We start from the raw sequence: 26,584 nt of genomic DNA on the forward strand, positions 1-26,584 counted from the left end.
CCTAATCCTTAATCCCAAATTCCGGCAACACTAGCAAAGGCAGGGGACTTTGTACATGCTCAGCAATACATCGGACATCCTCGAGCCGCGGAACAAAGATGAAGCCGTCCTCTTTGGAGAGACCCTGCAGCGGAAAATCGTGCGGCAGGCGCCATTCCCTTTCATGCTTCCAGGAAGACTTGTGCGGTTCATGGCGTTGATAGCGAAACCGATCTTCCGCCTTGAGCCGCCCAAAGTCCTGCTCCTTGGCGTAGATTGCGGGTTTCGCTCCACAGCGTTGCACCAGTTTTTTTCTCACTGCAAGTCCGTAGGGTTCAAAAGTCCAACGGATGAGTGCCGGGTTCCATTGCCTCAGGGTTTGCAGCTGCCATGGGGGCACCGAAGTCCACGAGACCACCGCCTGTTCGCCTCGAATCAGCTTGAAACTGGCTCTTATTCGCTGCTCCAGGAGGATCCTGACGAGTGTGTGCAGCGCTGTGTGTGCGCAAAAGGGTTCATTGTGGAACAGACTGAGAAGATACTTTTGGTAGGATTGACCGGGCCAGGGGCCTGGACATGATCGGGTGTAATGGTAGAGAAAACCGTGCCGGTTTTTTATTCTTCGGGATGAGAGGATGCCGGCATGGGGTGAACCAGCCGGCGTGGTGCAGCCGCGTGCAACAACCGAAGCGTCATCTGCGGGCGGGTCCGGCAGAATTTGGCCGTCGGGATGATTCTTGACCAGTTCGAAATTGGCAGACCTTTGTGCCGCTCTGTCGCAAGGACGAGAAACCAACAGAGTGCGAGGACTTCTTGCGTATTGCGCCTGCAGAATGTGATGCAGGTTTCCCCCTCTGCGGATGTCGAGCACCCAGTGGCGGTCGGCCAAGCATGCCAGCAGTCGATCACGGCAGATCATTCTTGAAGTTTTCGAGCAACGCACCCCCAGGCCCTGGCAGGTGAGGGCGGTCAAGGTTTCGAGCCTTCCCTCTGTCAGGTGGTGCAGGGGATGTGCCGCCAATTTTTCCAGAGAAAAGGGCAGCACCAGTAGAACGGGCCGTTGCACATTCAAGGCGTAAGCGGTCACAAGGTCGTAGGTGATGGTGCCGACACTGCCGGCCACGCCGGCATTACGGGAACACAAACGCGGCAGCCAGTGGCGCAAGGCCGCCAGCCAGGGTGCGCCGGGATGGATGAGCTTTGACTTGCGGGAATTGAACACCGCACTCCAGCGTCTCTCTAAGTTGCCGTCACCGATGCCAAAAAACACTCGCGGACAGGTTCTCTCGGATGGTGTTTCATCTTTCCAGCGTGCGATCCACTCACCCCGCTGCAAACGCTGGTCGGCTGCCCGATGGGCCCAGGCAAGACGCTTGCATCGTCGTGATTCGACAGGGAGGGCCTGGTACAGCCACTGGTTGAAGCTTTTTTCGTCAGCGGCGTTGTTATCCAAACACCTGGCGACTAAACTGTGGTAATCAGGGCCGTCCAGTTTACCCGCAGCTGCAAGGAAAGCATCCAAAGCGAATACCCGGCGAGTTGCCGTTTTCGGAATTACGTGAAGGGCGGAAGAAAGCATTGGGCGACCTTATGCATAATTGTCATTATTTGGTATATTTGTTGAGTTTTGCGTCAAGGTCAAGGGTAAGAACGCGAAGTGCGTCGTCAGGAGGATCTCTGTGCATGCCGGATCAACGTCATTTTGACGAGGTACCGCCATCGTCGCACGAATCCAGGGAACCGCCTGGTTACCGGGCTTCGCGGTTCACCTTGAGAACCTGAAAGCACGCAAACTCAATGCTCGGAAAGCTTCCTGGGGACTGCCGCTGATTGCAGTCTCGGGACGGAGGGAGAAATAATATGAAACTTGGGATTGTCGGCTTGGGGAGGTCGGGAAAAACGACGATTTTTAATGCGTTGACGCGCCGGGATGGGGAATCGATTCCGCCGGGAGGGCAGCTGGCCCCGGTTTTGGGAGTCGTTCCTGTGCCCGATCCGCGCGTCGACTGGCTGGACCAGCTCTACCACGGCAGGAAGAAAGTGAATGCTCAGGTCACCTATATGGACCTGCAGGGCATGTCCGGTGGAGTCGAAAGCAGGCAGCAGTATATGTCGATGCTCCTCACTCACATGCGGCCGATGGATGCCTTTATGACGGTCGTGAGGAACTTTACCGACACGGTTTTGGGCGCCCCGGACCCGCAGCGGGATTTCCGCGAGTTGCAGGATGAGTTCATCATTGCCGACCTTGCGACGGTGGAAAAACGGCTGGAAAAGCTTTCCCTGGAAGAAAAAAAAGGCAGGAAAGTGGGTGTCGAGAAGGAGCTGCTGGAAGCCTGCGCCCGGCTCCTCGATGCAGAAAAGCCTTTGCGAGCGCAGCTCGATCTGACCCGGGCTCAGGAGCTGAAGGGGTTCACTTTTCTGTCGGCGAAACCGCTGCTGGTGATTGTCAACAATGGGGACGATGACGCTGCGCTTCCCCGTGTCCCGTTCGACTATGCCGAAGCCATGGTGGTGCGCGGCAAACTGGAAATGGAGATGGCGCAGTTGTCGGAGGAGGAGGCGGAAGCGTTCCGCCGGGACTTCGGGGTTGGCGAATCGGCGTTGGACAGGGTCATCCGGAGTTCATACGCGCTGCTCAATTTGGTCACATTTTTCACCGTGGGAGAAGACGAAGTGAAAGCCTGGACCATCCCCGCAGGGCTGCCGGCCCAGGAGGCCGCCGGAGTGATTCATTCCGACATTCAGCGCGGCTTCATCCGGGCAGAAGTGGTGGCCTATGATGATTTGCGCGCCGCCGGCGACTACGCCACCGCGCGCAAACAGGGCACGGTCCGGCTGGAAGGCAAGACCTATCGGGTGAAAGACGGGGACATCATCAACTTCCGCTTCAATGTCTGATGCTTCCTCATCCTAACTCCATCTCCTCATGGCCGGGTGCAGTCGGACGTTTCGCGTGGCGTAACCCAGCGCCTGTTTTGCTGGGCTTCGCAACTCAACCCAGCCTACTTGCAAGGCAAAATCATTTTCCTGAACACACTGGAAGGATCGAATGTTTGCTGCCAGAACTTCGCAGCAATGGCAGTAACAGATAATCCAGCTGATCAAAGATGCTGCGGCACAGCCCGCCGTGATTCATGCGGTTGCCGAAAAGAAACGCGCGCAGCGCATCCACCCGCTCGTTCACTTGACCCAGTTTGCTCAGGCTGCCCATGTGTGCCGCAAGTTTTTCTTCGAGCAACAGGCGCTTGGCTTGAGTGCAAAATTCCCTGACCCCGTTTTCCAGCTTGCGCGCGGGCTCCTCCCATGGATCGGCGGTGGAAGCGGAAGCAGGCTCAGCGGCCGCAGCGCCGAGCTCGGCCAGAAACCGCGTCGTCACCGCCAGCATGGCGTATTCCAGTCCGCGGATTCCTCTTTGCCAGCGCAGCAGCCAGGGTGACCCCCAATACCAGAGCAGGTGGCGTTCTCCGAAGGCAATCAAATCGCTCACCACCTCTTGTACGGCGGCAAAGCGCTGCAGGCTCTCCCTGCCAGGCCCGGCCGTGAGTGCCGCGGGGCGGCCTGCTCGAGCGGCGATCGCACCAAGATGCGCGGCGGCTGTGTCGTCCAGGTAGTGCAACACATGGACCAGTAGTTGATTTCCGAGCCCGTCTTGCGGCGTTTCCAGGTGCGGGTAGGAAAGGATCAGTCTGCCTCTCCCGAGATTCACTTCGAGTATGGCCGGCTGCCCCAGCAGTCGCCTGGGATCAAGGTTGATTCCGTAGATTTGTTCCCAGTTCCGCCACTCCTCTTGCCCGCCGGTAACATCCGCCAGCGGCAGGTCGGCCACCCAGAAGTCTTCCCCGGGGGCTGCATACACTCCCAGGCAGAGGGAACGGGGCAGAGGTTGCCAGGCAAACTGGGAAGGCCACCAGATGGATACCGGAATTTCTTCAGGAAGATCCCGCCAGGCGGGATGATCGGCAACGCCCCGGATCAGAACCGTGCCGCTGGCGTTGGGCAGGCGCTCGGAAAGGGGCATCCTTTCCAATGGAACCAACTCCAGAGAGGGGGGGCTGGAGAGGGCCATGCCGGCGCCCCCGCAAAAGCCGAGGTAGCTCCCCCCACCCTGGATAAAACGCTCTATCTGGTTGCGCCCGGTTCTCCCCAGAGCGCGTATTTTGTGAGCCGCCCAGCCGCCGGGAACGAGCAGTACCCGATGAAATTGGAGGTCCCCGCGGGCGATGTCCGATCCACTCAGGAGCTCATGGGGAACCCCCAGACGTTGCAGTGTCTGTACGCAGATGAGACCCCACAACAGCGACTGGTCCCACAGAACGGCAATGGGCGGCGCGTTCCAGACGGACTGGATACCGCTGCTAGGATTCTGCTTCACTTTCGGATTCTTCGGACAAGTTGAGAAGACCGGATTTTTTGATGGCTGCCACGCCTCCCTGCAAATTGATGACGTCGCACGGCCCGGCACAGCTCAACTGGCGGATGGCTTCATAGGATCGCACTCCCGAGTTGCACACCACAATCAGCCGCTTGTCCCTGGGGATTTCCGCAAGCCGGCGCTTGAGCGTTTCCTGCGGTATATTCAGCCAGCGCTCCCCGAACTTGGCCACGTATGGCGCCGCGTTAGCCGGTCCGCGCACATCGAGGCAGATGCAATTGTCCGATTCTCCCTCGAGGAAGCATTTTTCAAATTCATCCACGTCCATGGTGGTCATATAGCCATCCAGAACATTCTCCGCGGTGTTGGCGACGGCATTGACGATGTCGAGAGCCGATGCGTAGGGGGGCGAGTAGGCCACTTCCATGTTGGACAAATCATCGAGGGTCGCGCGGTAGGGCAGCATCGCCGCAATGCTGTCGATCCGTCCCACCAGGGCATCACCGTTGCTTGCCAGGCCCTGTGCGCCGAGGATCCTCCTGGTCTTGCGGTCCACCACCAGCTGCAGGTACATGAGGTCCTGGGTGGGGTAAAAATGCGCGCGGTCCGCCTGGACCACCAGGGCGTGAGCGGCGTCAAAGCCTTCCCGCAGGGCCGCATTCAGCGTGATGCCGGTGGACGCCACGGCCAGGTCAAAAATCTTGATGGAAAAACTCCCCACAATGCCTCGGAAGACGGCAAAGCCTCCTGCCAGGTTGGTTCCGATCACTCGCCCCTGCCGGTTTGCCAGGGATCCCTGCGGGAAATACGCCGGTTTGCCGGTCACCAGATGCATGACTTCTGCGCAGTCGCCTCCCGCATAGATATCCTGATCGGACGTTTGCATCCGGTTGTTGACCACGATACCGCCCTTGGGCGATACCAGTAATCCGGCTTCCTGCGCCAGTTTCGAATGGGGATGGATGCCGACTGCGGTGATCACAAGATCGGCGTCGAGGGTCCTTTGGGAAGTGGTCAACTGCAACCGGTGCTCGCCGTTGTCGCTCTTGCGGATGTCGCGGGCCGTCTCGTTGAGATAGACCGCGACCTCTTTTTCCTCGATGTGCCGCTGAACCATGCGCGCCAGACTGGAATCGAGCACGCCGGGAAGAACCTGCCCCGCTATTTCGACGATCGACGTCTCAATGCCCCACAGGTCGCTCAACGCCTCAGCCATTTCAATGCCGATGGCGCCGGCCCCGATGATGACCGCTCTGTCGACTTCGCCCTTGGCGATGCGTTCCTTGATGGCCATGGCGGAACTCAGGTTGGAAACACTCATCACTTCGGGCAAATCGGCGCCGGGAATGGGCAGCCGATTGGGCTGACTGCCGGTCGCCAGAACCAGCTTGTCGTAGGGCAGATCCTCTTGCTTTCCGGTCACCAGATCGCGTACGTGCACCGTCTTTGCTCTGCGATCGATGCTTTCCGCCCGTGTCTTGACCCTGACGCGCACGTCTTTGGCGTCCTCAAAAAATTGCGGCGATCGTTCCATGTGAAAGCTGGTGCTCATCAATTCCTTCACATCGCTGATGTCGCCGGAGATGAAGTAGGGAATGCCGCAGCCACCGTAGGAAATGTGTTCATCCTGGTCGATCATGACCACTTCAAAATCGGGCCTCAAACGTTTCAGTCGGCACGCCGTCTTGGGTCCCAGTGCCACCGCTCCAATAATGACTACCCGCTTAGCTTCCATAGGTCCTTTCCTTTAACCTCTCAATCATTGCCAAAGTTCCGAATGGCGCCGCAGTCCGGGCACGTCCAGGTAATCCCGTTGCAGGTCATGCCCCAGAAGTTTTCTTCCATGCAGTCCCAGCAGATCATGAACCCGCACGGGCAGCTCCAGCAAAAGGGCTGTTCGCGCCCGCAGGTGTCGCACCTGTAGGATTTGCGCCGACGCCATTGGGATGTGCGTTTCCGGTGTGGTTGCTGTTGTCTGTCCGTCATTGTCGTAAAGCCTCAAAATCCCCGGCGACTTCGGCGGCAACCCGACAAATCATTCGGGAATACGCTTGTGTCTGCCCACTGCAAGATCATGCAGCGGAATCAGAATATCCGCCATTGCGTAAATCTTTTTTGCACTCTCGTAGGCGTCAATGGCATTGGTGTGCACCCCGGGTGTGATGGCCGGTCCGCCCGGCGGAAAATTTTGATCGTTGCAGCAAAAGCCGGTGATGATGGCTTTGCCTTTGGCGGTGTTGATCGCCACCGACTGGCCTCCCGGTGTATGGCCCGGCGAAAAAATGAGATCGATCCCGTCCTTGAAGGCCACGTCCCCTTCCACCTGTTCAACGCGCAGGCCGTCCAGCAGATCCGAATAGTAGCGATGATCCAGGGGGTGCGGGTTGAGGAAGAACTCATATTCCTGCTTCTGCACGACGATTCTGGCATTGGGGCACTTGCAGTCGTTTTCGCAGTGGTCATTGTGCAGGTGGGTGTGGATGATGCAGTCGATATCTTCCGGTTTCAACCCGACGGTTGCCAGCGCGTCCTCAAATTCCAATATATCGAGCCCGTATTCGCGGCCCACCTGTTCGGGAACGATAAACTCCTCCAGCCCGGTGTCGACCAGGATCTTTTCGTCTCCGCCCTCCAGATAAAAAGAATAGATGGGAATCCATATTCTTTTCCCATAGCCTCGTAAATAGGTCATAATACCTTGGTCGGTCTCGTTGGCACCTATCACCAGCGGGTGGATCACATATTCTGTCATAATGCTGCCGCTCCTGTTCTCGTGTGAAGATGAATCACAGATATTTTTGTTAATGATTACCGCTTTATACCCCGATCCAGCGTGCGCAGGGAAGGCAACCTGACGCGGGCAGCTATTTTATATCATGTTGGGGGGTTACTTGCCAGGTTCCTGTTTTCGCACGCATCCGATCGATTATTTTGCTTGATTCACTGCAGCGCCTGCTGTAATGGTAGTTGTCGGGACCGATTAGGTTCCTCTCCAATTGCTGCAGCACCGATTCATCCAAAAATCTGTATCAAGCGCAACGACTGTCAAGACAATAGTGGGGGGCTATGAGGCGAAGAGGGTTGGGTGTGGTTGGCCGGCTGGTTGTGGGAATCGCTCTGGCTGGATTCCTGGACTCAGTGGCTGGTGCGGCGTGCGAACCATGGGCGGGAAAAGCCGTTTCGGTGCAGGGAATTGTCGAGTCACTGCGGGTCGGAGAGTCGCACTGGAGGCCGGTTCAACTGGGCGACACCTTCTGTCCCGGCGACCGCATTCGCCTGCTGGAAAACAGCCGCGCAGATATCGTGCTCAGTAATGAGGCGGTCATGAGGCTTAACGAGAACAGCTCGATGACCCTGGAGGCTCCCAGGGAGCCAAGGACCGCACTGATCGATTTGATCAAGGGCGCCGCCCATTTTTTCAGCCGTCAACCGCGCAGCCTCGAAATCAAAACCCCTTACACCATCGCAGGCGTGCGAGGAACGGAGTTTTTGATTCGCATTGATGATGGCGCCACGTTTTTGTCGGTCTTTGACGGTTCCGTTCTGACCCAAAGCACAGCCGGCGAACTCGAGCTCACCAGCGGCCAATCGGCGGCGGCCCAAGCGGGCAAGGCACCGGTGCTGCAGTTCGTGGCCCGGCCTCGCGACGCCGTCAAATGGGCCCTTTATTACCCGCGCGTTGTCTATCGAGTTGGCGCAGCATCCGCGGTTTCGCAAGAACAGCGTGAGGCGTCGCGGTACCTGGAGCGGGCAGCGGAAATGCTCGAAGTGGGCCAGGTGGATAAAGCCCGGGTCGACATCGGGCGGGCCTTGCAATTGTATCCCAATTTCAGTGAGGCCTATGCTCTTCAATCCATCATCGCAGTGGTTCAAAATGACAGGAAAAAAGCGCTGGAGCTCGCTGACAGGGCAGTGAGCACCGATCCCGGGACAGCCGCCGGGCTGATTGCAAGATCGTATGCGCAGCAGGCCAATTTTGATTTGTCAGGGGCACGCAAGAGCCTGGAGGAGGCGGTCAGGCGGCACCCTCATGATGCTTTGGCCTGGGCGCGGCTGGCGGAAGTCCGGTCGATGTTCGGCAATTTGGGGGGAAGCATGGATGCAGCTCAAAAGGCGGCGTCACTCGACCCGAATCTGGCTCTCACCCAGACAATTCTGGGGTTTGCTTACCTGACAAACGTCAAGCTCGCGCCGGCCAAACAAGCCTTCGAACAGGCCATTCAGCTCGATCAGGCCGCACCACTGCCGCGCCTGGGCATGGGTCTTGCCCGAATCCGCGAGGGAAATCTGCAGGAGGGAGGAAGGGAAATCGAGATTGCCGCCAGCCTGGACCCCAATAATTCTCTCATCCGCAGTTATCTCGGTAAGACCTATTACGAAGAAAAGCGCACACCCGTTGCTGAACGGGAATATGGCATCGCCAAGGAACTGGATCCCCAGGATCCCACCCCGTGGTTTTACGATGCCATTGCCAAGCAGACCACCAATCGACCGGTGGAAGCTTTGCACAACTACCAGAAGTCCATCGAGTTGAATGACAACCGTGCCGTATACCGTTCCAGGCTGCTCCTTGATGCGGATCTGGCCGCGCGCCAATCTGCCGTCGCCAGAATATACAACGACCTGAACTTTCAGCGGCGCGCCCTGGTGGAAGGCTGGAAATCGCTTAACACAGATCCCTCCAACTATTCGGCCCACCGGTTCCTGGCCGATTCCTATGCAGCCCTGCCACGCCACGAGATTGCCAGGGTGAGTGAACTACTGCAGTCCCAGTTGCTGCAACCCACCAACATTACGCCGCTGCAGCCGGTTTTGGAGGAGAGCAACCTGTTTCTCATCAGTTCACAAGGTCCGGCAAGCCTTTCCTACAACACATTCAACCCGTTGTTCGTACGCAATCAAGCCGTGCTGCAGGCCGACGGACTAATTGGTGAAAATTCGACCTATGCGGGGGAGGGCATTGTTTCCGGCATTTACAATAAATTCTCCTTCAGCAGCGGTTACACTCGCTTTGAAACGGATGGCTGGCGGGAAAACGCCGATCAGCGAGAAAACATAGCCAATATCTTTGCCCAATATGAGCTGAACCACAAGACCAGCATCCAGGCTGAGTACAGACATCAAGACGCAGAAACCGGTGATCTCCTGCTCCGCTTTTTCCCCGAAGACGTTTCATGGGGCCTTAGAAACAACGAAGAACGGGATACCTACCGGTTTGGCATACGCCACGGTTTTTCACCCAATTCCGTCCTGCTGGGATCTTTCATGTACCAGGATGCGAGCCTGCATGTCAGGGACGAACAATCCTCGGTGCCCTGGATAAAAGACGCCCGTATTCGGAGACCGGAGGATGCCTTCAGCGGTGAAGGCCAGCACCTGTTCCGTTCGCAATATGTAGACCTGGTGAGCGGGGTAGGCTACTTTGACATCAGTGGTGAAATCGACACCACCGTATTGACCATTTTCCCACCGCCTCTGGACAGGGTGGTGAACCAGCTGAGTACCGATTTGAGGCACACCAATCTCTATGCCTATTCCCACTTGAAGCCGCTGGACGGGTTGACGTTTACCCTCGGTGCCAGCGGCGATCTGACCGAGGGAGCGAGTCCGGATGTTGCCGGCAAGAATGAATTCAACCCCAAGTTTGGAGTCATGTGGACACCGTTTGCCAATACCCTGCTGCGCGCCGCCGCTTTCAGGGTTTTGAAGAGAACTCTGATTACCGATCAGACTCTGGAGCCCACACAAGTGGCTGGATTCAACCAATTCTATGACGACTTCAACGGAACGGAAGCATGGAAGTATGGCGCCGCCGTTGACCAAAAATTTGCCGACAGCATATATGGAGGCGTGGAGTTCTCCTGCCGGGATCTTGAAACGTCACTGGCCAGTGCGTCCGGCGGTGCGGATCAATTTGACTGGAGAGAATACCTGGCCCGGGTCTACCTGTACTGGACTCCCCACAAATGGATTGCCCTGAGAACGGCATATGAATTTGAGCGTTTTGAGAGGGACAAGGGATTTACCGACGGTATAAAAAATATGGACAGCCAGCGTGTGCCGCTCGGCCTGAGCTTTTTCCACCCGTCAGGCCTGGGTGCATCGCTGCAGCTGACGTACTACAATCAGTTTGGTAATTTCGAGAGGGAACTGGGCTTTTTTCAATCCGGCCGGGACGATTTCTGGCTGGTCGACACCGCCATCAATTACCGACTGCCCAAACGCTACGGCTTCATCACTCTGGGAGTAAACAACCTGTTCGACCAGGACTTCAACTACTACGAGACCGATCTGAAAAACCCAACGATTCAGCCGGATCGTGTTGTGTTTGGTCGCATTACCCTGGCATTTCCGTAAATAGAGTTCAGATGTCTTCGAGGCTTATTCGAGAATAACGTATCTCTCGTTTCCAGCATGTTTTGATGGGGAGTCGATAAACTGGGGTGAACCGCTGCAATCCGTGTCATCCCAGCAATTCTCATTATGGAACTCGCACCTGAACGTAGGGTGGAGGACGCGAAAGCGTGGCCCACCGTCAACCAAGCTTATGGCGGATCTGTGACCGATGGGTGGCGTCACGTCTCGGGCGTGACGCCACCATCCTAAGCAAGCCCAAGTTCCAAAATTAGAATTGCCGGCATCATCCATCTCGACCTTGGCACGAAGGGAACAATGTTACGGTAAAATTTATGAACCATAGTCTGTTTGCATCATGGCCGGCCGGGAGAAAAGAGAACCGGCTCAAGACTTTGCTCATCGCACTCTGTTTGTTGTCACTGCCGTTCTTTTCGTTCCACCGCATCGATCGAAGTCTATGGCTTGATGAAGCCAACAGCGTCTACATTGCCGGCAACAATCCTTGCGAAGTTGTGGACAGACTGCGCAATGACAGCAGCCCACCTCTCTATTATTGGATTCTCTCGGGTTGGATAAACCTGTTCGGAATCGGTGAAACGTCGGTTCGAGGCTTATCCGGTGTGTTTTACATCCTGAGTGTGTTCGCAGTATTTTATCTTGGCAAGTCGATCTATGACAGCGATACTGGACTAGTCGCATCATTCCTTTATCTGCTCAGTTCCGTCGTGATAAGAAATGCTCAGAATGCGCGGATGTATTCTCTTTTAGGCTTATTGGAAATTCTCTCCGTTCTGCTTTTCTTCCATCTGTTCCTTGCCGACAAGGGGTCACGAAAAGGTTTGGCAGCTTTTGTGCTGATCAACATTCTGGGTACTTTCACCCATTACTGGTTTTTCTTCATTCTTTTGGCCCAGACGGCTGTCTGTTGCTTCCTTGCCAGGGCCGATCTGAAAAAGTTTCTGCTGGTCGCCCTAATCTCCACGGCGCCGTTTTTTCTATTCTGGGGTCCCTTGCTTTTTCAACAGATGCAGCATGGTTCGGCCAGTTGGATGTGGAAGCCAACCTTTTACGAAGCCGTCCCAAAAACATTAATGGACTTCTACAATAATCGATTCTCGCTTTTTGCAAATGATAATGAGCGAGTAGCACTTGGTATCTATGTGATCTGCTTTTTTCTCATCGGCTTCAAAGTGGATGAATCCGGATTGGGACTGCAGAGCTTTTCGGTATTGCGGGGGCATTTCCTCAAGAAGGAGAATTTGGCGGTTGCGATATTTTTGGTCGCAATATTGGCAGTTCCCTATCTAGTTTCCCAGATCAGGCCCATATTTTTTGTGGGCCGGTACACCATCATTGATGTGTTGCCGGTAGTCCTGCTCCTCTCCAGTTTCCTGGTTGCCTTTGCCAATAGGCGGCTCCTTTTGATTGGCTGTTATGTGTTGTTTTCCCTGGTCACATCCAGTTTTGCGGTGCAATCCACCAATACCGAACAGCACTCCGACAAGGCGACCGCCCATTACCTGGCAAGACACGGCAGGGATGGTGATGTGATTCTGTTTACCGGCTTGAGTCAGGTCACCATTGATTATTATTTCAAACTGTTGCAGCCACACCAGTCGTTTGTGAAGATGGTTTTTCCCCGAGAAATATCTTCTCATTTCGGCTGGCGGGATGTACAAGAGATGCTGAGCAGGAGGGAACAGTTAGAAAGCGAGGCCGATGAGGTCATTGCGCTCCTTAAGAAAAAGCTGGATGATGGGGCGGGCCGGATCTGGTTTTTTAACGGCTACGACACAGAAATTGTGGATTTATTGAGGAAACGGATGGACGAGAGTTTCACACTGGTCGAAGAGAAAGATCTGCGCGGTCCACCCTATAAGAGTGTTCTTGTCTATGTGCGTTGAGCGCTTTTCCTGCAGTATTTGTTTGGCAATGCTGCCCGCTGACTCATCTGTCGTTGATTCTTGAAGGGTTGCCCGTTGCTTTTGCAACGCCCAGAATGCTTTTGCTCTATTGGAATGCTGATCGCTGGAAGGAATTTAGGTTCTACTGGTGGGGAGCGATGATCGTGGTCAGATTGTGCCTGTTGATCATGTCTGTGACAGGGGCCTGTCTTGTCGGCATGGCCAACGCTCAGGTGCATTCTAATCAGCCCGTTCCACCCAACCTTTTCAACATCGGCGACTCGATTGGCGAGGGGGAGGCTGCCGATGGGACAATCGGCGCCGTTCATCATGAGGCGGTGTGGTCGACGGGGTACAGCACTTCAGACAACGTGCTCAGCTTCAATGAACGTTTCGACAACCTTGCCCCCGTCGATTATTTCGAAAACTCTGAAACCTGGGATGAATGGTTCAATCAGGCCAAGAGCGGTGCGGACATGGCCGACTTTGCCCTGCAAGCGGCTAAGATTCGAGATGGACAGGTCCCCGCAAGCCAAATCGGCATGATCGCCGTATTTTTGGGCAGCAATGATGTGTGTGCTGCCAGTTTGGATGCCATGACACCACCCGATGAATTCGAAGGCCAGTTCCGCGCGGGGCTCGATGTGCTCGCTGCTTCCCAGGCCACACGGAATGCCCATATTCAAGTGACGAGCATTCCAGCCATTTACTGGCTGTGGAACGCCATGAAAGATAACAACTGGTGCCGCCTCACCTGGCGTTTCGTGCCGTGTGAAAATCTACTGGCGAATCCTATTAACGACTGTGGCAGTGGCGACTCGCACCTTGATCCCGATACGATCCATTCTGATGACGGGCCCAATTGTGTCAGACGAAAACAATTTCATACCGCTATTCGGGATGTTTATAATCCAATTTTGAAGAACGTTCTGCAGGAATATGTGGACAATGGGCGGCTGCCCAATGCCCACTATAGCGACATCTTTGATGTTCGGTTTGAGACAATTCATGTCAACGACGGCGACTGTTTTCACCCGAGTTTTCTGGGTCAGGCCCTTTTGGCACATACGCAGTGGTGCCGATCTCCATGGGGACGGTTCGACCGGATCTGCGGCTGGGTGCCTCCACACCCGGGATTGTCGCGGGTTCCCCTGATGTTGTTGCTGAACTGATTGTTGTGGCGCCTACAGGGTCTTTCAACCGGAGTATGGGTTGAGTCAAAAAGGGCACGGCATGAACTTGCGCGCATTCTTAATCACCTTGATAGCTCTGCTTTTTGTAGTGACTTCGTCTTCCTTTTCAAATCCCGATGGAAGGTCCCAGGAGAACAGCCTCTATTTTACCGACATCAAGACCGGAGACGGTTGCCTGGCGCAAGATGGAACGATCGTCACCGTGCATGTTGTCGGCTGGCTTAAGGGCCACGCCGGCAAGGGCAGCAAGATCATCAGTTCGTATGATCGTGGGAAGCCGATATCCTTCGTTCTCGGCACCGACAAAGTGATGCCGGGTTGGAACGAGGGAGTGCGCGGGATGAAGGTGGGAGGTGAACGTCGTATTGTGGTGCCTCCTCATCTTGGTTATGGAGTCGAGGGCGTTGCTGATCTTGTGCCTCCGGATACAAGCCTGATATTCGAAATTGAACTATTAGACGTGCGTTAGACTCTTCCAATTCGCTTTGAGAGATTCTCTCTTTTATGTGTATCTGGTGGTCCGACCCTGGTTGTCAGAAAATCGGGGTTGGGTTGGATTCCTATCTCGAACAATGGAGGAACAAAGATGACAAAAAGTGGACAGAATCCCGGTAATCAGATGATGATCGAGCTGACCGCAGACGGCAAGGTTGAGTATGACACCGATGCTGCAACGGGAAGGAGGAAACCTAAAGTGACTGGGAAAATAAACGGTGTGGATAAAGAGAGCACGGTTTTATCCGAAGCCGAATTTCAAAGACTTCACGACGAGGGCAAGCTGGAGTATGTGGGCGTCATACTGCGCACTCATTCAAGCCCGTGGTGCCATATTTACTACATTGGCGGGACCCCGGTGATGATTTGCGTCTGACTTTTCAGGCTTGATTGAAATTCCATGTGCAAACCCGACCTTGATCATTTGGCTGAATGTTCGAACACCCCATCCCAATCCTCGGGCGGCGGAGTCATCAGGTAGCATCGGCAGCGTTGCGCCATCACCTGCGCAGGACCGTCTTCGGGCACAATGGCAAGGCAGCGTTCGAACTGTTGCAGCGCATCCCGCCAGTTTTTCCGACGGTACAGTGCAAGGCCGGCTGAATAATCCTCGCCAATGCGTTTTTTTTCTTCGGCCAGTGCCCCTTCGGTCTTTTCCAGCAGTTCGAAGATGCGCACTGGCTTGCTTTTTCCCATGACGCGCACGCGGTCGATTTCCCGCAGGGCGAAGGCGCCACCGAGGAGCTCGGCGGTGTTTTCCCCGATGAGAATTTCCGTGCGGTACATCTTGTTGAGCCCCTCGATCCTCGATCCCAAATTCACCTGGTCGCCCAGGGCCCCGTAAGCAAAGCGGTAGCGCGAGCCGAGATTGCCAACCAGCATGAGTCCCGAATTGATGCCGGTGCGCGCTTTCAGTTGCGGGCGACCGCTGTGGGCCCATTGTGCACAGAGGGACCGGAGTCGATCGCGCATGGCTAGAGCGGCTGAGCAGGCTTGCCGAGCGTGATCGGCCTGGGGGATGGGTGCCCCGAAGACGGCTATCAGTTCATCGGCGATGTAGTCGGTCAAGGTTCCCTGATGGGCAAACACCTGCTCGGTCATCTTCTCGTAATACTCTCCCAGAATGTCCACCATCTCACTCGGCCGATAAAGTTCGGAATAACTGGTGAAGTTCTCCAGATCGCTGAAAAGTACCGTCAGTACCTGTTCTTCCCCGCCCAGCTTCAAGCGATCCGGGCTCTTGAGCATTTCCTCGATGATGACGGGGGATACGTATTGCTTGAAGGTCGTCTTTATTTTTCTGCGTTCGTGTTCTTCCGTGAAATAGCGGAAAACGGTCAGGCTCGTATAGGTCATGAGCAGCGTCAGCAAAGGATAGACCAGGTTGATCCAAAACCGATACTGCACGAACAGGAGCCAGGTCAGCGATACCTGCAGGGCGAGCAGCAGCAGCAGGAAAACAAAGCCCTGGACGGCCCTCAGGCGTGGAAGAACAAAGCCCATCAAGCTCCCCAGCACAATGACGGCGAGCAGGTCATAAACCTTGGACCAGTTCGGTTTGGCGATGAATCGTTGGGTGAGGATGTTGTCGATGACTGTGGCATTGATGGCGACGCCGGGATACAGAGGGTTGATGGGGGTTGTGCGCAGGTCGTGGGTTCCCATGGCGGTGGCGCCGATCAAAACGATTTTGTTTTGGAAAGTTTTCCGGGGTACTTTTTCGCTGAGAATGTCGCTGATGGAAACATGGGGGAACACTTGCGGCGGTCCCAGGTAATTGATGAGCATGTGACCGCTTTCGTCCGTCGGGATGAACCGCTCTCCCATTCTTATCCCGTGCACGCCGAAACGTACAACCATGACTGACAGATCCGGCTTGTCCAGGTAATACCAGGCACATGACAGACTCAGCGGGGGAAAGACATGGTCGCCGCATTGGATGGCAAGAGGCATGGATCGCACAACACCGTCCTGGTCGCTCTTGACCGTGTAATATCCGGCCCCATCAGCCGCCTGGGCGAAAATTTCAAGACTCGCCTCGGGCGCATACGCTCGGGAAAAAGAAATGTCTCTTGCCGCCTGGTTTTCATAGATAATGAGCGGGTACTGGGACGCTTTGATGCGTGCGAGCTGCCGCTCGATTTGTGCCGGGTCCACATGGTAGTTGAGATCCGATTCGTGCATGTGGAAAAAATATCCCAGCACAATGGCGGCGGATGAATTCCTGATGGCGCCTGCCAGGGCCGAATCGTTCTCGACCGCAATGTCGTCCGGCTCCAGAAAGCCAATATCGAAGCCGATGACCTTGGCCTCCGCACGGGACAGTATGTCTATCAGGCGAGCGATTTTCGATCTGGGCCAGGGCCAGCGCCCGACTTGGTCGAGGCTTTTTTCATCGATCAGCGCCAGCACCACGGCGGGATCAGGTTGCAATGGGCGGCGGGACTGTAAACGAAGGTCATAGGTCTTGAGCTCGATCAAATCAAGAATGCGCGTGTCCGTTGTAAACAGGACGAGCACCGTCACGACGACGCAAAGGGTTATGGAAGTGGGATTGATAGTGAAGCGGGCTTGCAATGAGCGTCCCATCGACCAACTTTCCTTTGTGGCTTGGGCACAGCCTGTGGTAACGTTGTGTTGAATGCTTGAGGGTTCTTGATTGTAAATGATCCAGCATGATTTGAGAATGGAATATGGCGCAAAAGATCCTCATTGTCGATGACAGTCTGACGAATCGCTCTTTGCTGCGAGCCATCCTCAAGAAGGAGGGCTACCGGCTGGTTGAAGCCGAGGACGGAGAAGTTGCCATTCGAAAGGCTCTGGAGGAGATCCCCGACTTGATCCTCCTGGACATCATGATGCCCCACAAAGACGGTTTTGAAGTATGCACGTACTTGAAATCCCGGGAAGAAACCATGGCCATACCAGTGATCTTCCTTTCCGCCATGAGCGAAAAGTCCGACAAGGTCAAGGGGCTGAACCTCGGGGCTGTGGATTACGTGACCAAGCCCTTCAACGCGGCGGAAGTTCTGGCCCGCGTCAGAACTCAGCTGAAGGTGTATGCTCTCACCAAGCGCCTGTTTGACGCCAACCAGGCGCTGCAGGAAAAGCAACGGATTCTTGCCCAAAAGAATGCGGAACTGGAAAGGCTCAACGAGGAAAAAAACAAGTTCCTGGGCATGGCTGCACATGACTTGCGCAATCCACTCATTGTCATCCGCGGTTTCAGCGAATTCCTGCTTGAACAGAGCTCCCCGCCCCTGTCCGAAGATTTTGCGGAAATGCTCTCTGCTATCCACAGCCAGAGCGAATTCATGCTGACCCTGGTCAATGACCTGCTGGATATCTCAAAGATTGAGTCGGGCACTTTGGAGCTGAAATGGGTGACCACCGACCTGGTTTCCCTCATTGAGCACACCATCACATTGAACCAGATACTGGCCGAGCGCAAACAAATACGCATCGATTTCCGTTGTGACGCGCAATGCCGCCGGTCCATGAGCGCCGTCCTGCTCGATCCGCAAAAGATCGAACAGGTGTTGAACAACCTCATTTCCAACGCGGTGAAATATTCCGCTGCCGGGAGTCCTGTGCTGGTGACCCTTGCGAGGGGAGGGAAAGGGCTGTTGGTACAGGTGCGTGATCAGGGGCAGGGTATCCCCAAAGATGAAATGGACAAGCTGTTTCGCCCGTTTCAAACCACTCGAGCTACGAGCACGGACGGCGAAAAGAGCACCGGGTTGGGGCTGACCATTGTGCGCCGCCTGGTTGAGGGCCACGGCGGAGCGGTTTGGGCGGAAAGCGAACCCGGCCACGGCAGCACCTTTTCTTTCACCCTGCCGATGGCCTGAGTTGCTCGGCCTGAACCGAGCCTCACAGTCAGTGCAGAGGCTCAGCAAATGGGACAGCGTTTTCATATCCGGTTAAACTGCGATGCGCCTCTTGTTTCGAGCGAAACCTGACATTACTTGACCTGGAAGCGGACCGGCGGGGTGACCAGGGGACGGGCCTTGCCGGCTTGCCAGATTCGCGCCTGCGCCGTGTGGGTTCCCGCCGAGAGGGGCCACATGAAGCGGTTTTCTCCGGCTGCGGTCACCTGCTCGAGGCGCTCGTCGACCAGCCATTCCACTTTCTCCGGCCGCAGGTGTTTGGGGATAATCAGGGCAAAGGCTTCCATGTCATCCGGGATGTGTGGATCCATTACCAGTTTCAGACCGGGAGTCGGCTGCACCAGGGCGACGTTTCGCTCCGGTTGATGCGTCGCCGGCTGTCTGAGATCCGTGTCGTGCAGCCCCGCAGGAAGACAGTATTGCGCCGGAACAGTCCCGGCCGCGAACCATTCCTGCATCACCGGACAATGGTCCGCGGCGCGCAGACCGGTATGCCGGCAGATGGCCGCCGGCATCAGCCTGCAGGAGAGTTGCAGGGGCTTCGGTTCCCTGCGCCTATTGAGCTCGGCAAAGACGGCGCGCAATACCAGGGCCGGCCCGGAGGTTCCCGTCACTCCCCTGGTCGGTTTTCTGTCCAGGTTCCCCATCCACACGCCCACCGTGAAGTCGCTGGAAAACCCAAAGGTCCAGACGTCCCGGTGGTCGTTTGACGTTCCCGTCTTGACGGCCGTCTGGAACGGCAGGTGCAGCAGGTGGCCTGCACCGAATTCTAACCGGCGCGCCTGCGGGTCGGACAGAATATTGCCGATGAGCGCCGCGGTTTCCGCGCGGAATACGCGCTGCGCCGCCCGTTGGCGGGGCGCCGGGTGCCTCACTGTGCGCAGCGGACGAAACACGCCGCCGCGCGCCACCGCCGCATAGGCCTGCACCAGTTCGAACAGGCTCACTTCGCCGTTTCCCAGGGCGATTCCCGCCCCGTAATGATCCGCCGGTTGCCTCAGACTGCCGATTCCAAGTTGTTTCAGCACATCCAGGAAACGTTTGGTCCCGGTGAACTGAACGGTTCTCACGGCCGGAATGTTGAGCGAGTTGCCGAGCGCGTCGCGCAGGCGCACGGGCCCGTAGCACCTGCGGCTGTAGTTGTCGAACCGGTGCAGCCCGCTGCCCACGGGCTCCACCAGGGGAGTGTCGTCGATGAGGGTGGCCGCGGTCCAGCCCATTTCCAGGGCGAGCGCGTATAGGAACGGTTTCAGAGTCGATCCCGGCTGTCGGGGTGTGATCACGGCATCGATCCAGCCGCCGGCCTGTTCCTGGGACAGGCCGCCGCCGTTCACCCACGCCAGTACTTCGTCGCTTTGATGGTCGACCACCAGCACAGCCCCGTCGGCCACGCCGCTGTCTCTCAAGTCCTGCAGGCGGGTGTCCAGGATCTGCTGGACGTGCTGCTGCAGCGAGGCATCCAGCGTGGTCGGCAGTTTGCCTGAATGGTTGGCCGCCGGGGCGGGTTTTTCATCGGTCAGGCTGTGCCGCTGCAGGTAGCGGATAAAATGACCGGCTTCCACCGGCAGCCGCATGGTGGACAATGACCAGGAACCGCTCATGACCCTCTGGTATTGATCGTCGCTCAGGGTGCCGTTTGCCCGCATGACGCCCGCAAGCCTGCCAACGGCTTGCGCGGCGCGCTCGCAATCGCGCCGCAGATCCATGGCGGAGGGTGCGCGCACCAGCACGACCAGCGTGAGCAGTTCCCGGGTGTTCAGGGTGGTCAGGTCGCGGTCAAAATAGAGACTCGCCGCCTGCACTACCCCGCGGCGCCGATGGGCGTAGGGGACCTGGTTGAGGTAAAATTCCAGGATGGCCGCCTTGGAAAAGCGCTCCTCGAGGCGGCCCGCCTCGATGCCTTCCAGCCAGCGCGACCAGATGGTGCGCGGGCGGGGATGCAGCATGCGCACCACCTGTTCGGTGATGGTGCTGGCGCCGCGAACGGTTTGCAGTGCCGTTATATTCTGCCAGACGGCATGCACGCGAGCGCGCCAGTCGACTCCGTGGTGCCGATGGAAACGCCGGTCTTCGGATTGGATGAAGGCCTGCTGCAGCAGGCGGGGGATTTCGTGCAGGGCTGCCTGATCATGCAGATTCCATTCATTCTGGTAGGTCACCGAAAGCGGAACGCCGCGTCGATCCACTACCTGTGCCTTGCGCACCGCCGAACCTGCAAGGTTCAGACTGGACGGCAACGGGCGCAAATCCCGGCGCGTCTGCCACGCGACGAACGCGAAAAGCAGCAGCGCCAGGGTGAAACAGGCTGCAAAAAAACGTCGAATCACCGGCTTTCTCTGATGCGCAACATCGTGGGTTGTCCCTTGCCGAACACATCGGCTTGGTACATCTCTTCAGCATGGGTGGGCAGCGCGGTGAATTGTCCCGGGGCTATGGCCTGAGCCGCATAGGACAAATGGTAGTTGCCCGGTGCCAGGTACTCGGCATAGAAGCGTGCGGTGCTGTGGCGCAGTTCTTTGTGATAGAAGCTCCACACGGAATTTTCCTCGCCCCGCCAGTCATCAAACCGATGGCGGTACGATCCGGCCGGGAAATCCATGGCAGCCCCTGCGGCATCCACCGTCGAAGCGCTGGCCAGCTGTTGGTTGACCGGTTCCAGGCCTCCCGGCAGCGGATCGTCCACCACCACGAAGTAGCGGGCGGCGGGCAGTGAAAGGTACACATCCACCCGCACCAGTTCGCCCGTCTTCAGTTCGTCCGGAGGGTTCAGCAGCACCCATGCGCCGTCTCTTTGCACGCTGTATTCGCGATGCACTTCAATGCCCGAATTGATCGGCTTCCGGTTCAGCTGGGCAGGGGTGTAGGTCAACGCCGTCGAATAATAAAGCCTCCCGGTGCCGCTGCGCTCAATTCTGATACTGCCTTTTTGGCCGATATCGGCTGCCGGCACGGCGTAGTCAAGGACCTGCGCCGGGTCGCTGAGACTGCTGAAGGTTGCTTCTCCCAGAGACACGGAATCGAGGGATGCTCGAACCGTCATGGCAGGATCCTGCGATTCGAAGCTGGCGGCAAAATCTGCGAGGGCCTTGAGGGCAAACAAGCTGTCCTGGGTGGACAGCCAGTGATCGCGTCCGTTGCGGCTCTGAGCAATGGTGCGCGCCAGTTGCAGGGGCATATCGCCCAACGGGCCGGCATCGGAAAACTGTTTCCCGTCAGGGGAAGAGGCCTTCCCGTCGGGGGACTTGTCCCGCACCGGGGGAGCAGAGCCAGGACGTTTTCGAGCGGCAACCTGCTGTCCGTCCAGCCGATGAACGGTCTGGTACTGGACAAAAGTGCTGAGTATGGCGCAATTGGTTCTGACGGACGATGTGAGCAGCGACTTGTAGCGAGTGTCCAGCGTTTCGCTGAAGGCGAGGGTCCCGCTGGTCCGGTCGGCGTGGGCCAAAATGGCTTCGAGTGCGCGCTCCTGCAGCTTGGAAGTTGCCCGATAGTGCATGAGGGCCTGCAGGTACATGGCCTTGCCGAACAGGCTCATTTCCGGCAGGTGCCCGGCAAACCGTTCCACTTCGTCCCGGCCGATTCTGCCGGCATCGGCCAGCGCCGCCAGAATCACCGCGCGCACCGTGGCGGTCATGCCTCTGTCGTACAGGTCCGGAACGGCATCACGGCGCAGCAGAGATTCGAGGTATGCGTGCAGCTTATCCTGCACGGCCTGCGGCGGGGCGTAGCCGTCCTGGCGCAGCCGGTTGAAGGCGAGAGCGGTGAAGGCACTGAGATAAGGACTGACGTACTCGTCTTTCGGCAGATAGAAGGTCATGCCGCCATTGGGAGCTTGATATCCGACGGCCAGGGCAAGGGTCTGTTCGACGATCTGCGCACTTTCTTCCCAGCTGAATCGGCCTTCGAGGTACGCTTTGAGTTTTTGATAGACGGCGGCGGCCAGCCCCCGGGAGAGTTTTTGCTCCCAGCAGTCGTAGGGATATTGGCGGAGAAATTCGAAGGTTCCTTCCAATCCTCCAATGATGGACGGTGCGACGGTTACTGCCAGAGTTCCCGATTCGGGCTGCATGCCTCGGGGAAAAGCCACCGCCTCGAGCGCTTCGGCACCCGTGGTCGACCCGTAAAACGCTGCGGTCAAAGGGGATTTCAGCCGATCCACGCGCAGCGTGGTTTTCAGACCGTCCCGATCGGTGTCGTCGGCCGCTTGCACCGTGAAGGTGATTTCCCCGTGAGAGGTGGTTGCCAGGGGCAGAAACACCGTGGTCCGTTGATAGGGCTTCAAAGTCACCCGCTGTGACCGGGTCACCGGCGACGGCCCGGCTGCGGGCGGGGATTGCTCCGCCGCGTCGCTGCGTACCGGGCCCTCGGCCTGCAGGGTGATTTCCAGGGTGCGGGTCGCATCCATGCGATTCATGATGGAAAAGCCGGCGTCGAAGCGGTCTCCTGCCGTGACCTGGTTGGGCAGGGCCGGGCGGATTTCTGTCGACTGGTTCACCGTGAAGACGGCGTCTCCGAGTCCCATCAGGTCTTCGGGGGAGACGGCCAAAACCAACACCCGCCAGCCTGTCAAATTGTCCGGTGCGGTGAAGTGAATTTGCGTTTTCCCCTCGTCATCCAGTGCCAGGGAGGGGTTCCAGTAGCTCACGAATTTGAAAAATGAGCGCATGCTGAGATCGGGTCCGCCTCCGCCCCCCGGACTGGCCCCTTTCTTCTCGAGTTTGGCCCGCCCGACCAGCTGCATGATGAGATTGTAGTTGGTCATATCCAGCGGATCGAGGCTGTAGAACCCCTGGTAGGGATCGAAAGTCTTTCTGCCTTGCGCCAGCAGATCGAATACCGCTTCATCCAAAACCGTGACGGCAAGTTCGATGGGCGGATCAGGGCCGGTCGCGACGGGCTGCAGCGGCTGCGCTCGTATGGCGACGGTCACCGAGTCGCCCGGCTTGTACGTCGCTTTTTGCGGCTCGACGCGAACGGCGATCTGCTTGTACGGATCCTGCACGGGAACCTGCACATAGCCCATGGCAAAGGTCGGCTTGCCCAGATCCTCATGCTCGTTTTCCGCCACTCGTTCGATCCGGGGGGCCATGACCAGCACGGATAGATAAAAACCCGGCAGGTAATCGGGCACCACCGGAACTTCAATGAACTCCGCGCTGCCGGCAAACGTCTGCACCCAGCTTTGCAGCACCCCGAAACGTTCCACCGTGATCAGTGCGCGGCTGCCCGGGAACGGATTCTGGGCCAGAAAGCGGGCCGTCTCCCCCACTTTGTAGAAATCCTTTTCCGGGTAGACGTTCATCATGTTGCCGGGGCTGGTCTGCCACAGGACGTGGCCGCTGCCCACCGCCCAGCGCTCGATGCTGGTCGTGTGCGGGCGGTTCAGGGTGTCGTCAATGCGTGCGGTGATTTTGAAAGTGCCGGCCCGATCGGGCGTGAACTCACAGGCCACCGGTTCAGGTGTCGATTTCAGTTCCAGCTGCTGCACGTCGACCCACTCCTGCACGTATTGCGTCACATACGCATCGCCCGCTTCCTTGACCCGCGCTGCTTTGGTTTGCTGCCTCTGTACTTTGACGGCGACGGGAACTTCGGCCACAGCCTGGCCGTTCTCATCCACCACCACGACCAGAATTCCGGCCGGCTTTCCCTGCTGCAGCACCCAGTCCTGCTGCAGCACTCCGACATAGCGGTCGCGCCCCTGGTAGGCCGCCTCAGCGCGATTGGCCACGGATTTGCCGCGATCGTCCCGCACCGCGCTTTCCACGGTCATACGTCCGTACAGCACCGGGCTCTCGACCACCTTGAACCGGGTGGCAAAGGTCCCGTGTTCATCCAGCCGGCCCTCCGTCTGGAAAATGGTTTGAGACGGCGGAGTGCGGTTTTCCCCCGGCTGCAGGACATCGAATTGATAGCCCTTGAGCCCGGGGTCTTCGGGGTGCAGGGAAGCGGCCTCCAGGGTGGCGACCAGGCGCACGGCTGCGTTGGCATAGGGGCCTCCCGCGTGGAGGGCGGCCCGGGTGGTCACAGCGACCAGGTCGTCTACGGCAAATTGCTTACCGTTCAGGTCCGTACTCACCCGGAAGGAGGCAGGGGTGAAGTCGCTCACCAATACCCGCATCGGCTCCCAGGTTTCTTCGCTAAACGAAGCCCCAAGCCGGAACCGGTACCATCCCACCGCGCCGTTGCCGGGCAGGGAGAACTCGCCGTCGCAGGCGCCGAATTCCGAGAGGGTAAAATCCTTGCGCTCGAAAACCACCTTGTCCATCGGGTCGAACACCTGGAGGGTGTAGACGTCCGGAGTGCCTGCTTCGACTCCCGGCGGCAGCACAAAGCGGCGATTGTTCTGATCGCGCACGTAGACTTTGTATTGCACCACATCGCCGACCTTGTAGATGCCCTGGGCGGTGGTTCCCCAGGTTCGGATGTGGCCGAAACGGGAGCGTATCCAGTCGGGAATGTATTCCCGGTTGGCCCCTTGCGCGTCCACTCTGAACTCGTAGGTCAAGGGCAACAAAGCCAGGTCGGCGTCCTTGCGGCAGCGCACAAAAAGCCGGGGAGCGCCGGTCTCATAGGCCCACAGCAGCTCCAATCGAGGATCGACCTTGTTCAGGCCGCCGATGGTGGCCAGCCCTTCCCGGTCGGTTGTGCCTTCAGAGAGAACTTCCTGATTGGCGGAAAAGTCGTCGAAGGTGTCGCGGCACAGTTGCACGGTCACACCGGCAACGGGTTGTCCCGATTGCAGATCGGTGACCCAGACCGTGGTGTTGTAGTGCCCCAGCTTGGCATGGACGGCGAAGGGGGTCACCTGGGCGAAAAACCAGCCGTCGGAAGGTTCTCGATGGGGGGTCGGGGGGGTGGGCGAGAGCACGCCGGTCACAACCCCGGACGGTGTTCCGAGCAGTCCGCGAATCCCCAAAGGTACCCTGGCGGGAGCGTCCAGCGCCCCGGGCATCGATAGAGTACTGGCCTGAGGGGATGATTTGCCCGTGGCCGTCACACTATGGTATTGCACCTGCATTTCCCGGAGGTTGGTCACGGCCAGGGGCAGTTCGCTGTCCAAACCTTTTTCCAGGACGCCCAGGGGCTTGAACAGAAAATAATCGGGCGGCATATGGTCGGTTTTGAAGGTCACGTCCAGGGCGCCGTGCAACGGTCGATCGAATTCATCCCTGAAGGCCCCGTGCGCCGCTTTGATGCGATAGCTGGTGAACGGTTTAATGGGCTCGGGCAGAGGGATCGCGTAGCTGTCACTTTTCTGGTGGGGTGCTGACAGTCCTGAGTACGAGTAAACATTCTCCCACGGATCGGAATCCGTATCGGCGGCGACCAGGTCAGGGGCTATGCTGATGCCTCCCTGGACCTGTTCCTTGAGGACAGGACTGGCAAAGAGCAGCGCAATTTCTTGTGTGGGATTGCACTTGTATCGAGAAGCGGCCGTCGCATTGGGAGGGATGGTGATGGTTTTACCGGCGTTGGTTTCACAGCGGATTCCGGTGAAGGCGAATTGCGGGAATGTGTGGAAAGATTCCAGGGGGCGCTTTTCGGCTCCTGGTTCGGATCCTTCAAGGGGTGCGATGCCCGGTTCGACGCGCAGGGATACCGGGCGGTCCGCAGGCAGTTCCTGCGCGGGGGTGACCAGCCAGACGGAGCCTTTTCGGTAACCGGAAGATTTCACGTAGTCGGGATCCTCTGTGAGCCGCACGGCGACTCTCCTTTTTTCATTCACCGTGAAATACAGGTGTTCAGCAACGGAGTTTTCCCGGACCGGCTGGTCGAAGCGGATTGCGATTTGCGGGGCGCCGGGGGAGAGCCAGGTCTTGAACCAGGTGCTTGATACCCGGGGACGCTGGGTGATGAAAACGTGGGTGTAGTCGCTCCCCAGGGTGGCGCCGTCTGCGGCCTGGAGGCCGGGGCGGACGGTGACCTGGTAGCGGGTCGCGGGCTTGAGGGCATCTGTTTCATTCAGCCGGCAGGCCAGGGCTGCCGAGTTGAGCCAGCGCCACTGGCAGTTGAGAGAAGGCTCGACGGTTACGGGAATTTCCGAAGCATCGCGCTCCATCCGTCCAAGGGGAACCACGGGCCGGTTGAATTCGATCACGATCTGACGGCCCGGCGGGACGTCTTCACCCGACGGGCTGATGCGCACAATCTGCAGCGGTTCGGCGGATCGGGGCCATGCCCGGGAGCTGGATTGTGCAGAGGCAAGAGCCGACCACCCCAGCAATACCGTGCAAATCCACACGCCCCACAGCAGCAAGCGCGGTCTTAACCCAGAACTGCCTGAACACCTTGTCATGCCATGTGCGCCTTCCATTCGGCCCTCCTTAAGCAATCCATAAGCCATGCTCGGTTATCCATGAACACAACTTTAAGCGGAATGCAGCCGCC

Annotated in this window: 15 protein-coding genes; 7 read left to right on the forward strand and 8 right to left on the reverse strand. The window is 57.6% G+C overall.

Annotated elements, in window-relative coordinates; translation table 11 throughout:
- Nucleotide 1 precedes the first annotated feature (1 nt).
- The gene (locus K1V27_RS05925; RefSeq protein WP_258928665.1) at nucleotides 2-1,558 is read right to left on the reverse strand and encodes a hypothetical protein; all 1,557 of its coding nucleotides are present in this window, start codon (nucleotides 1,556-1,558) and stop codon (nucleotides 2-4) included.
- 281 nt (nucleotides 1,559-1,839) lie between these two features.
- Here K1V27_RS05925 and K1V27_RS05930 point away from each other — a divergent pair, with 281 nt between their 5' ends.
- Nucleotides 1,840-2,880, forward strand: coding sequence for a YchF family ATPase (locus K1V27_RS05930; protein WP_258928667.1), 1,041 nt, complete (start codon nucleotides 1,840-1,842; stop codon nucleotides 2,878-2,880).
- 121 nt (nucleotides 2,881-3,001) lie between these two features.
- Here K1V27_RS05930 and K1V27_RS05935 read toward each other — a convergent pair whose 3' ends face one another.
- From K1V27_RS05935 to K1V27_RS05950, 4 genes are all read right to left on the reverse strand, one after another.
- Complete coding sequence (locus K1V27_RS05935; RefSeq protein WP_258928668.1) at nucleotides 3,002-4,354, reverse strand: BPL-N domain-containing protein; 1,353 nt, start codon at nucleotides 4,352-4,354, stop codon at nucleotides 3,002-3,004.
- On the reverse strand, nucleotides 4,338-6,089 hold the full coding sequence (locus tag K1V27_RS05940) for an FAD-dependent oxidoreductase (RefSeq protein WP_258928670.1): 1,752 nt from the start codon (nucleotides 6,087-6,089) through the stop codon (nucleotides 4,338-4,340). Before K1V27_RS05940 ends, K1V27_RS05935 begins: the two co-directional genes overlap by 17 nt.
- A gap of 24 nt (nucleotides 6,090-6,113) precedes the next feature.
- On the reverse strand, nucleotides 6,114-6,296 hold the full coding sequence (locus K1V27_RS05945) for a hypothetical protein (RefSeq protein ID WP_258928671.1): 183 nt from the start codon (nucleotides 6,294-6,296) through the stop codon (nucleotides 6,114-6,116).
- 93 nt (nucleotides 6,297-6,389) lie between these two features.
- Entirely contained in the window at nucleotides 6,390-7,106 is a 717-nt protein-coding gene (locus tag K1V27_RS05950) for an N-acyl homoserine lactonase family protein (RefSeq protein ID WP_258928672.1), read from the reverse strand.
- A 314-nt stretch (nucleotides 7,107-7,420) separates the two neighbouring features.
- On the opposite strand from K1V27_RS05950, the gene K1V27_RS05955 reads away from it, so the two are divergent.
- The 5 genes from K1V27_RS05955 to K1V27_RS05975 all read left to right on the forward strand — a co-directional run bounded on the left by K1V27_RS05955 (nucleotide 7,421) and on the right by K1V27_RS05975 (nucleotide 14,679).
- On the forward strand, nucleotides 7,421-10,711 hold the full coding sequence (locus K1V27_RS05955) for a FecR domain-containing protein (protein WP_258928673.1): 3,291 nt from the start codon (nucleotides 7,421-7,423) through the stop codon (nucleotides 10,709-10,711).
- Between the two features lie 332 nt (nucleotides 10,712-11,043).
- The gene (locus K1V27_RS05960; protein ID WP_258928674.1) at nucleotides 11,044-12,615 is read left to right on the forward strand and encodes a glycosyltransferase family 39 protein; all 1,572 of its coding nucleotides are present in this window, start codon (nucleotides 11,044-11,046) and stop codon (nucleotides 12,613-12,615) included.
- A gap of 158 nt (nucleotides 12,616-12,773) precedes the next feature.
- Complete coding sequence (locus K1V27_RS05965) at nucleotides 12,774-13,787, forward strand: SGNH/GDSL hydrolase family protein (RefSeq protein WP_258928675.1); 1,014 nt, start codon at nucleotides 12,774-12,776, stop codon at nucleotides 13,785-13,787.
- A 61-nt stretch (nucleotides 13,788-13,848) separates the two neighbouring features.
- Nucleotides 13,849-14,277, forward strand: coding sequence for an FKBP-type peptidyl-prolyl cis-trans isomerase (locus K1V27_RS05970; RefSeq protein ID WP_258928676.1), 429 nt, complete (start codon nucleotides 13,849-13,851; stop codon nucleotides 14,275-14,277).
- Nucleotides 14,278-14,394: 117 nt separating this feature from the next.
- Nucleotides 14,395-14,679, forward strand: a complete 285-nt coding sequence (locus K1V27_RS05975) for a hypothetical protein (protein WP_258928677.1) — start codon at nucleotides 14,395-14,397, stop codon at nucleotides 14,677-14,679.
- 44 nt (nucleotides 14,680-14,723) lie between these two features.
- On the opposite strand, the gene K1V27_RS05980 is transcribed toward K1V27_RS05975, so the two are convergent.
- Nucleotides 14,724-16,892 (reverse strand): CHASE2 domain-containing protein, encoded by a 2,169-nt coding sequence (locus K1V27_RS05980; RefSeq protein ID WP_258928678.1) that lies wholly within the window; start codon nucleotides 16,890-16,892, stop codon nucleotides 14,724-14,726.
- A 104-nt stretch (nucleotides 16,893-16,996) separates the two neighbouring features.
- Here K1V27_RS05980 and K1V27_RS05985 point away from each other — a divergent pair, with 104 nt between their 5' ends.
- Nucleotides 16,997-18,154, forward strand: coding sequence for a hybrid sensor histidine kinase/response regulator (locus tag K1V27_RS05985; RefSeq protein ID WP_258928679.1), 1,158 nt, complete (start codon nucleotides 16,997-16,999; stop codon nucleotides 18,152-18,154).
- A gap of 113 nt (nucleotides 18,155-18,267) precedes the next feature.
- On the opposite strand, the gene K1V27_RS05990 is transcribed toward K1V27_RS05985, so the two are convergent.
- Together K1V27_RS05990 and K1V27_RS05995 are read right to left on the reverse strand one after the other, a co-directional pair.
- Entirely contained in the window at nucleotides 18,268-20,520 is a 2,253-nt protein-coding gene (locus K1V27_RS05990; RefSeq protein ID WP_258928680.1) for a transglycosylase domain-containing protein, read from the reverse strand.
- Nucleotides 20,517-26,510, reverse strand: a complete 5,994-nt coding sequence (locus tag K1V27_RS05995) for an Ig-like domain-containing alpha-2-macroglobulin family protein (protein WP_258928681.1) — start codon at nucleotides 26,508-26,510, stop codon at nucleotides 20,517-20,519. The genes K1V27_RS05990 and K1V27_RS05995 overlap by 4 nt, the downstream gene beginning before the upstream one ends.
- Between the last annotated feature and the right edge of the window lie 74 nt (nucleotides 26,511-26,584).

This window comes from Desulfoferrobacter suflitae (genome assembly GCF_022603395.1).
In the GTDB taxonomy this organism is placed as follows: Bacteria; Desulfobacterota; Syntrophobacteria; order Syntrophobacterales; family Syntrophobacteraceae; genus Desulfoferrobacter; species Desulfoferrobacter suflitae.

Bases quoted from the DNA above. Each gene is read 5' to 3' on its own strand.
- K1V27_RS05925 (WP_258928665.1), bottom strand. From the start codon at position 1,558: ATGCTTTCTTCCGCCCTTCACGTAATTCCGAAAACGGCAACTCGCCGG.
- K1V27_RS05930 (WP_258928667.1), top strand. From the start codon at position 1,840: ATGAAACTTGGGATTGTCGGCTTGGGGAGGTCGGGAAAAACGACGATT.
- K1V27_RS05940 (WP_258928670.1), bottom strand. From the start codon at position 6,089: ATGGAAGCTAAGCGGGTAGTCATTATTGGAGCGGTGGCACTGGGACCC.
- K1V27_RS05945 (WP_258928671.1), bottom strand. From the start codon at position 6,296: ATGGCGTCGGCGCAAATCCTACAGGTGCGACACCTGCGGGCGCGAACA.
- K1V27_RS05950 (WP_258928672.1), bottom strand. From the start codon at position 7,106: ATGACAGAATATGTGATCCACCCGCTGGTGATAGGTGCCAACGAGACC.
- K1V27_RS05955 (WP_258928673.1), top strand. From the start codon at position 7,421: ATGAGGCGAAGAGGGTTGGGTGTGGTTGGCCGGCTGGTTGTGGGAATC.
- K1V27_RS05960 (WP_258928674.1), top strand. From the start codon at position 11,044: ATGAACCATAGTCTGTTTGCATCATGGCCGGCCGGGAGAAAAGAGAAC.
- K1V27_RS05965 (WP_258928675.1), top strand. From the start codon at position 12,774: ATGATCGTGGTCAGATTGTGCCTGTTGATCATGTCTGTGACAGGGGCC.
- K1V27_RS05970 (WP_258928676.1), top strand. From the start codon at position 13,849: ATGAACTTGCGCGCATTCTTAATCACCTTGATAGCTCTGCTTTTTGTA.
- K1V27_RS05975 (WP_258928677.1), top strand. From the start codon at position 14,395: ATGACAAAAAGTGGACAGAATCCCGGTAATCAGATGATGATCGAGCTG.
- K1V27_RS05980 (WP_258928678.1), bottom strand. From the start codon at position 16,892: ATGGGACGCTCATTGCAAGCCCGCTTCACTATCAATCCCACTTCCATA.
- K1V27_RS05985 (WP_258928679.1), top strand. From the start codon at position 16,997: ATGGCGCAAAAGATCCTCATTGTCGATGACAGTCTGACGAATCGCTCT.
- K1V27_RS05995 (WP_258928681.1), bottom strand. From the start codon at position 26,510: ATGGAAGGCGCACATGGCATGACAAGGTGTTCAGGCAGTTCTGGGTTA.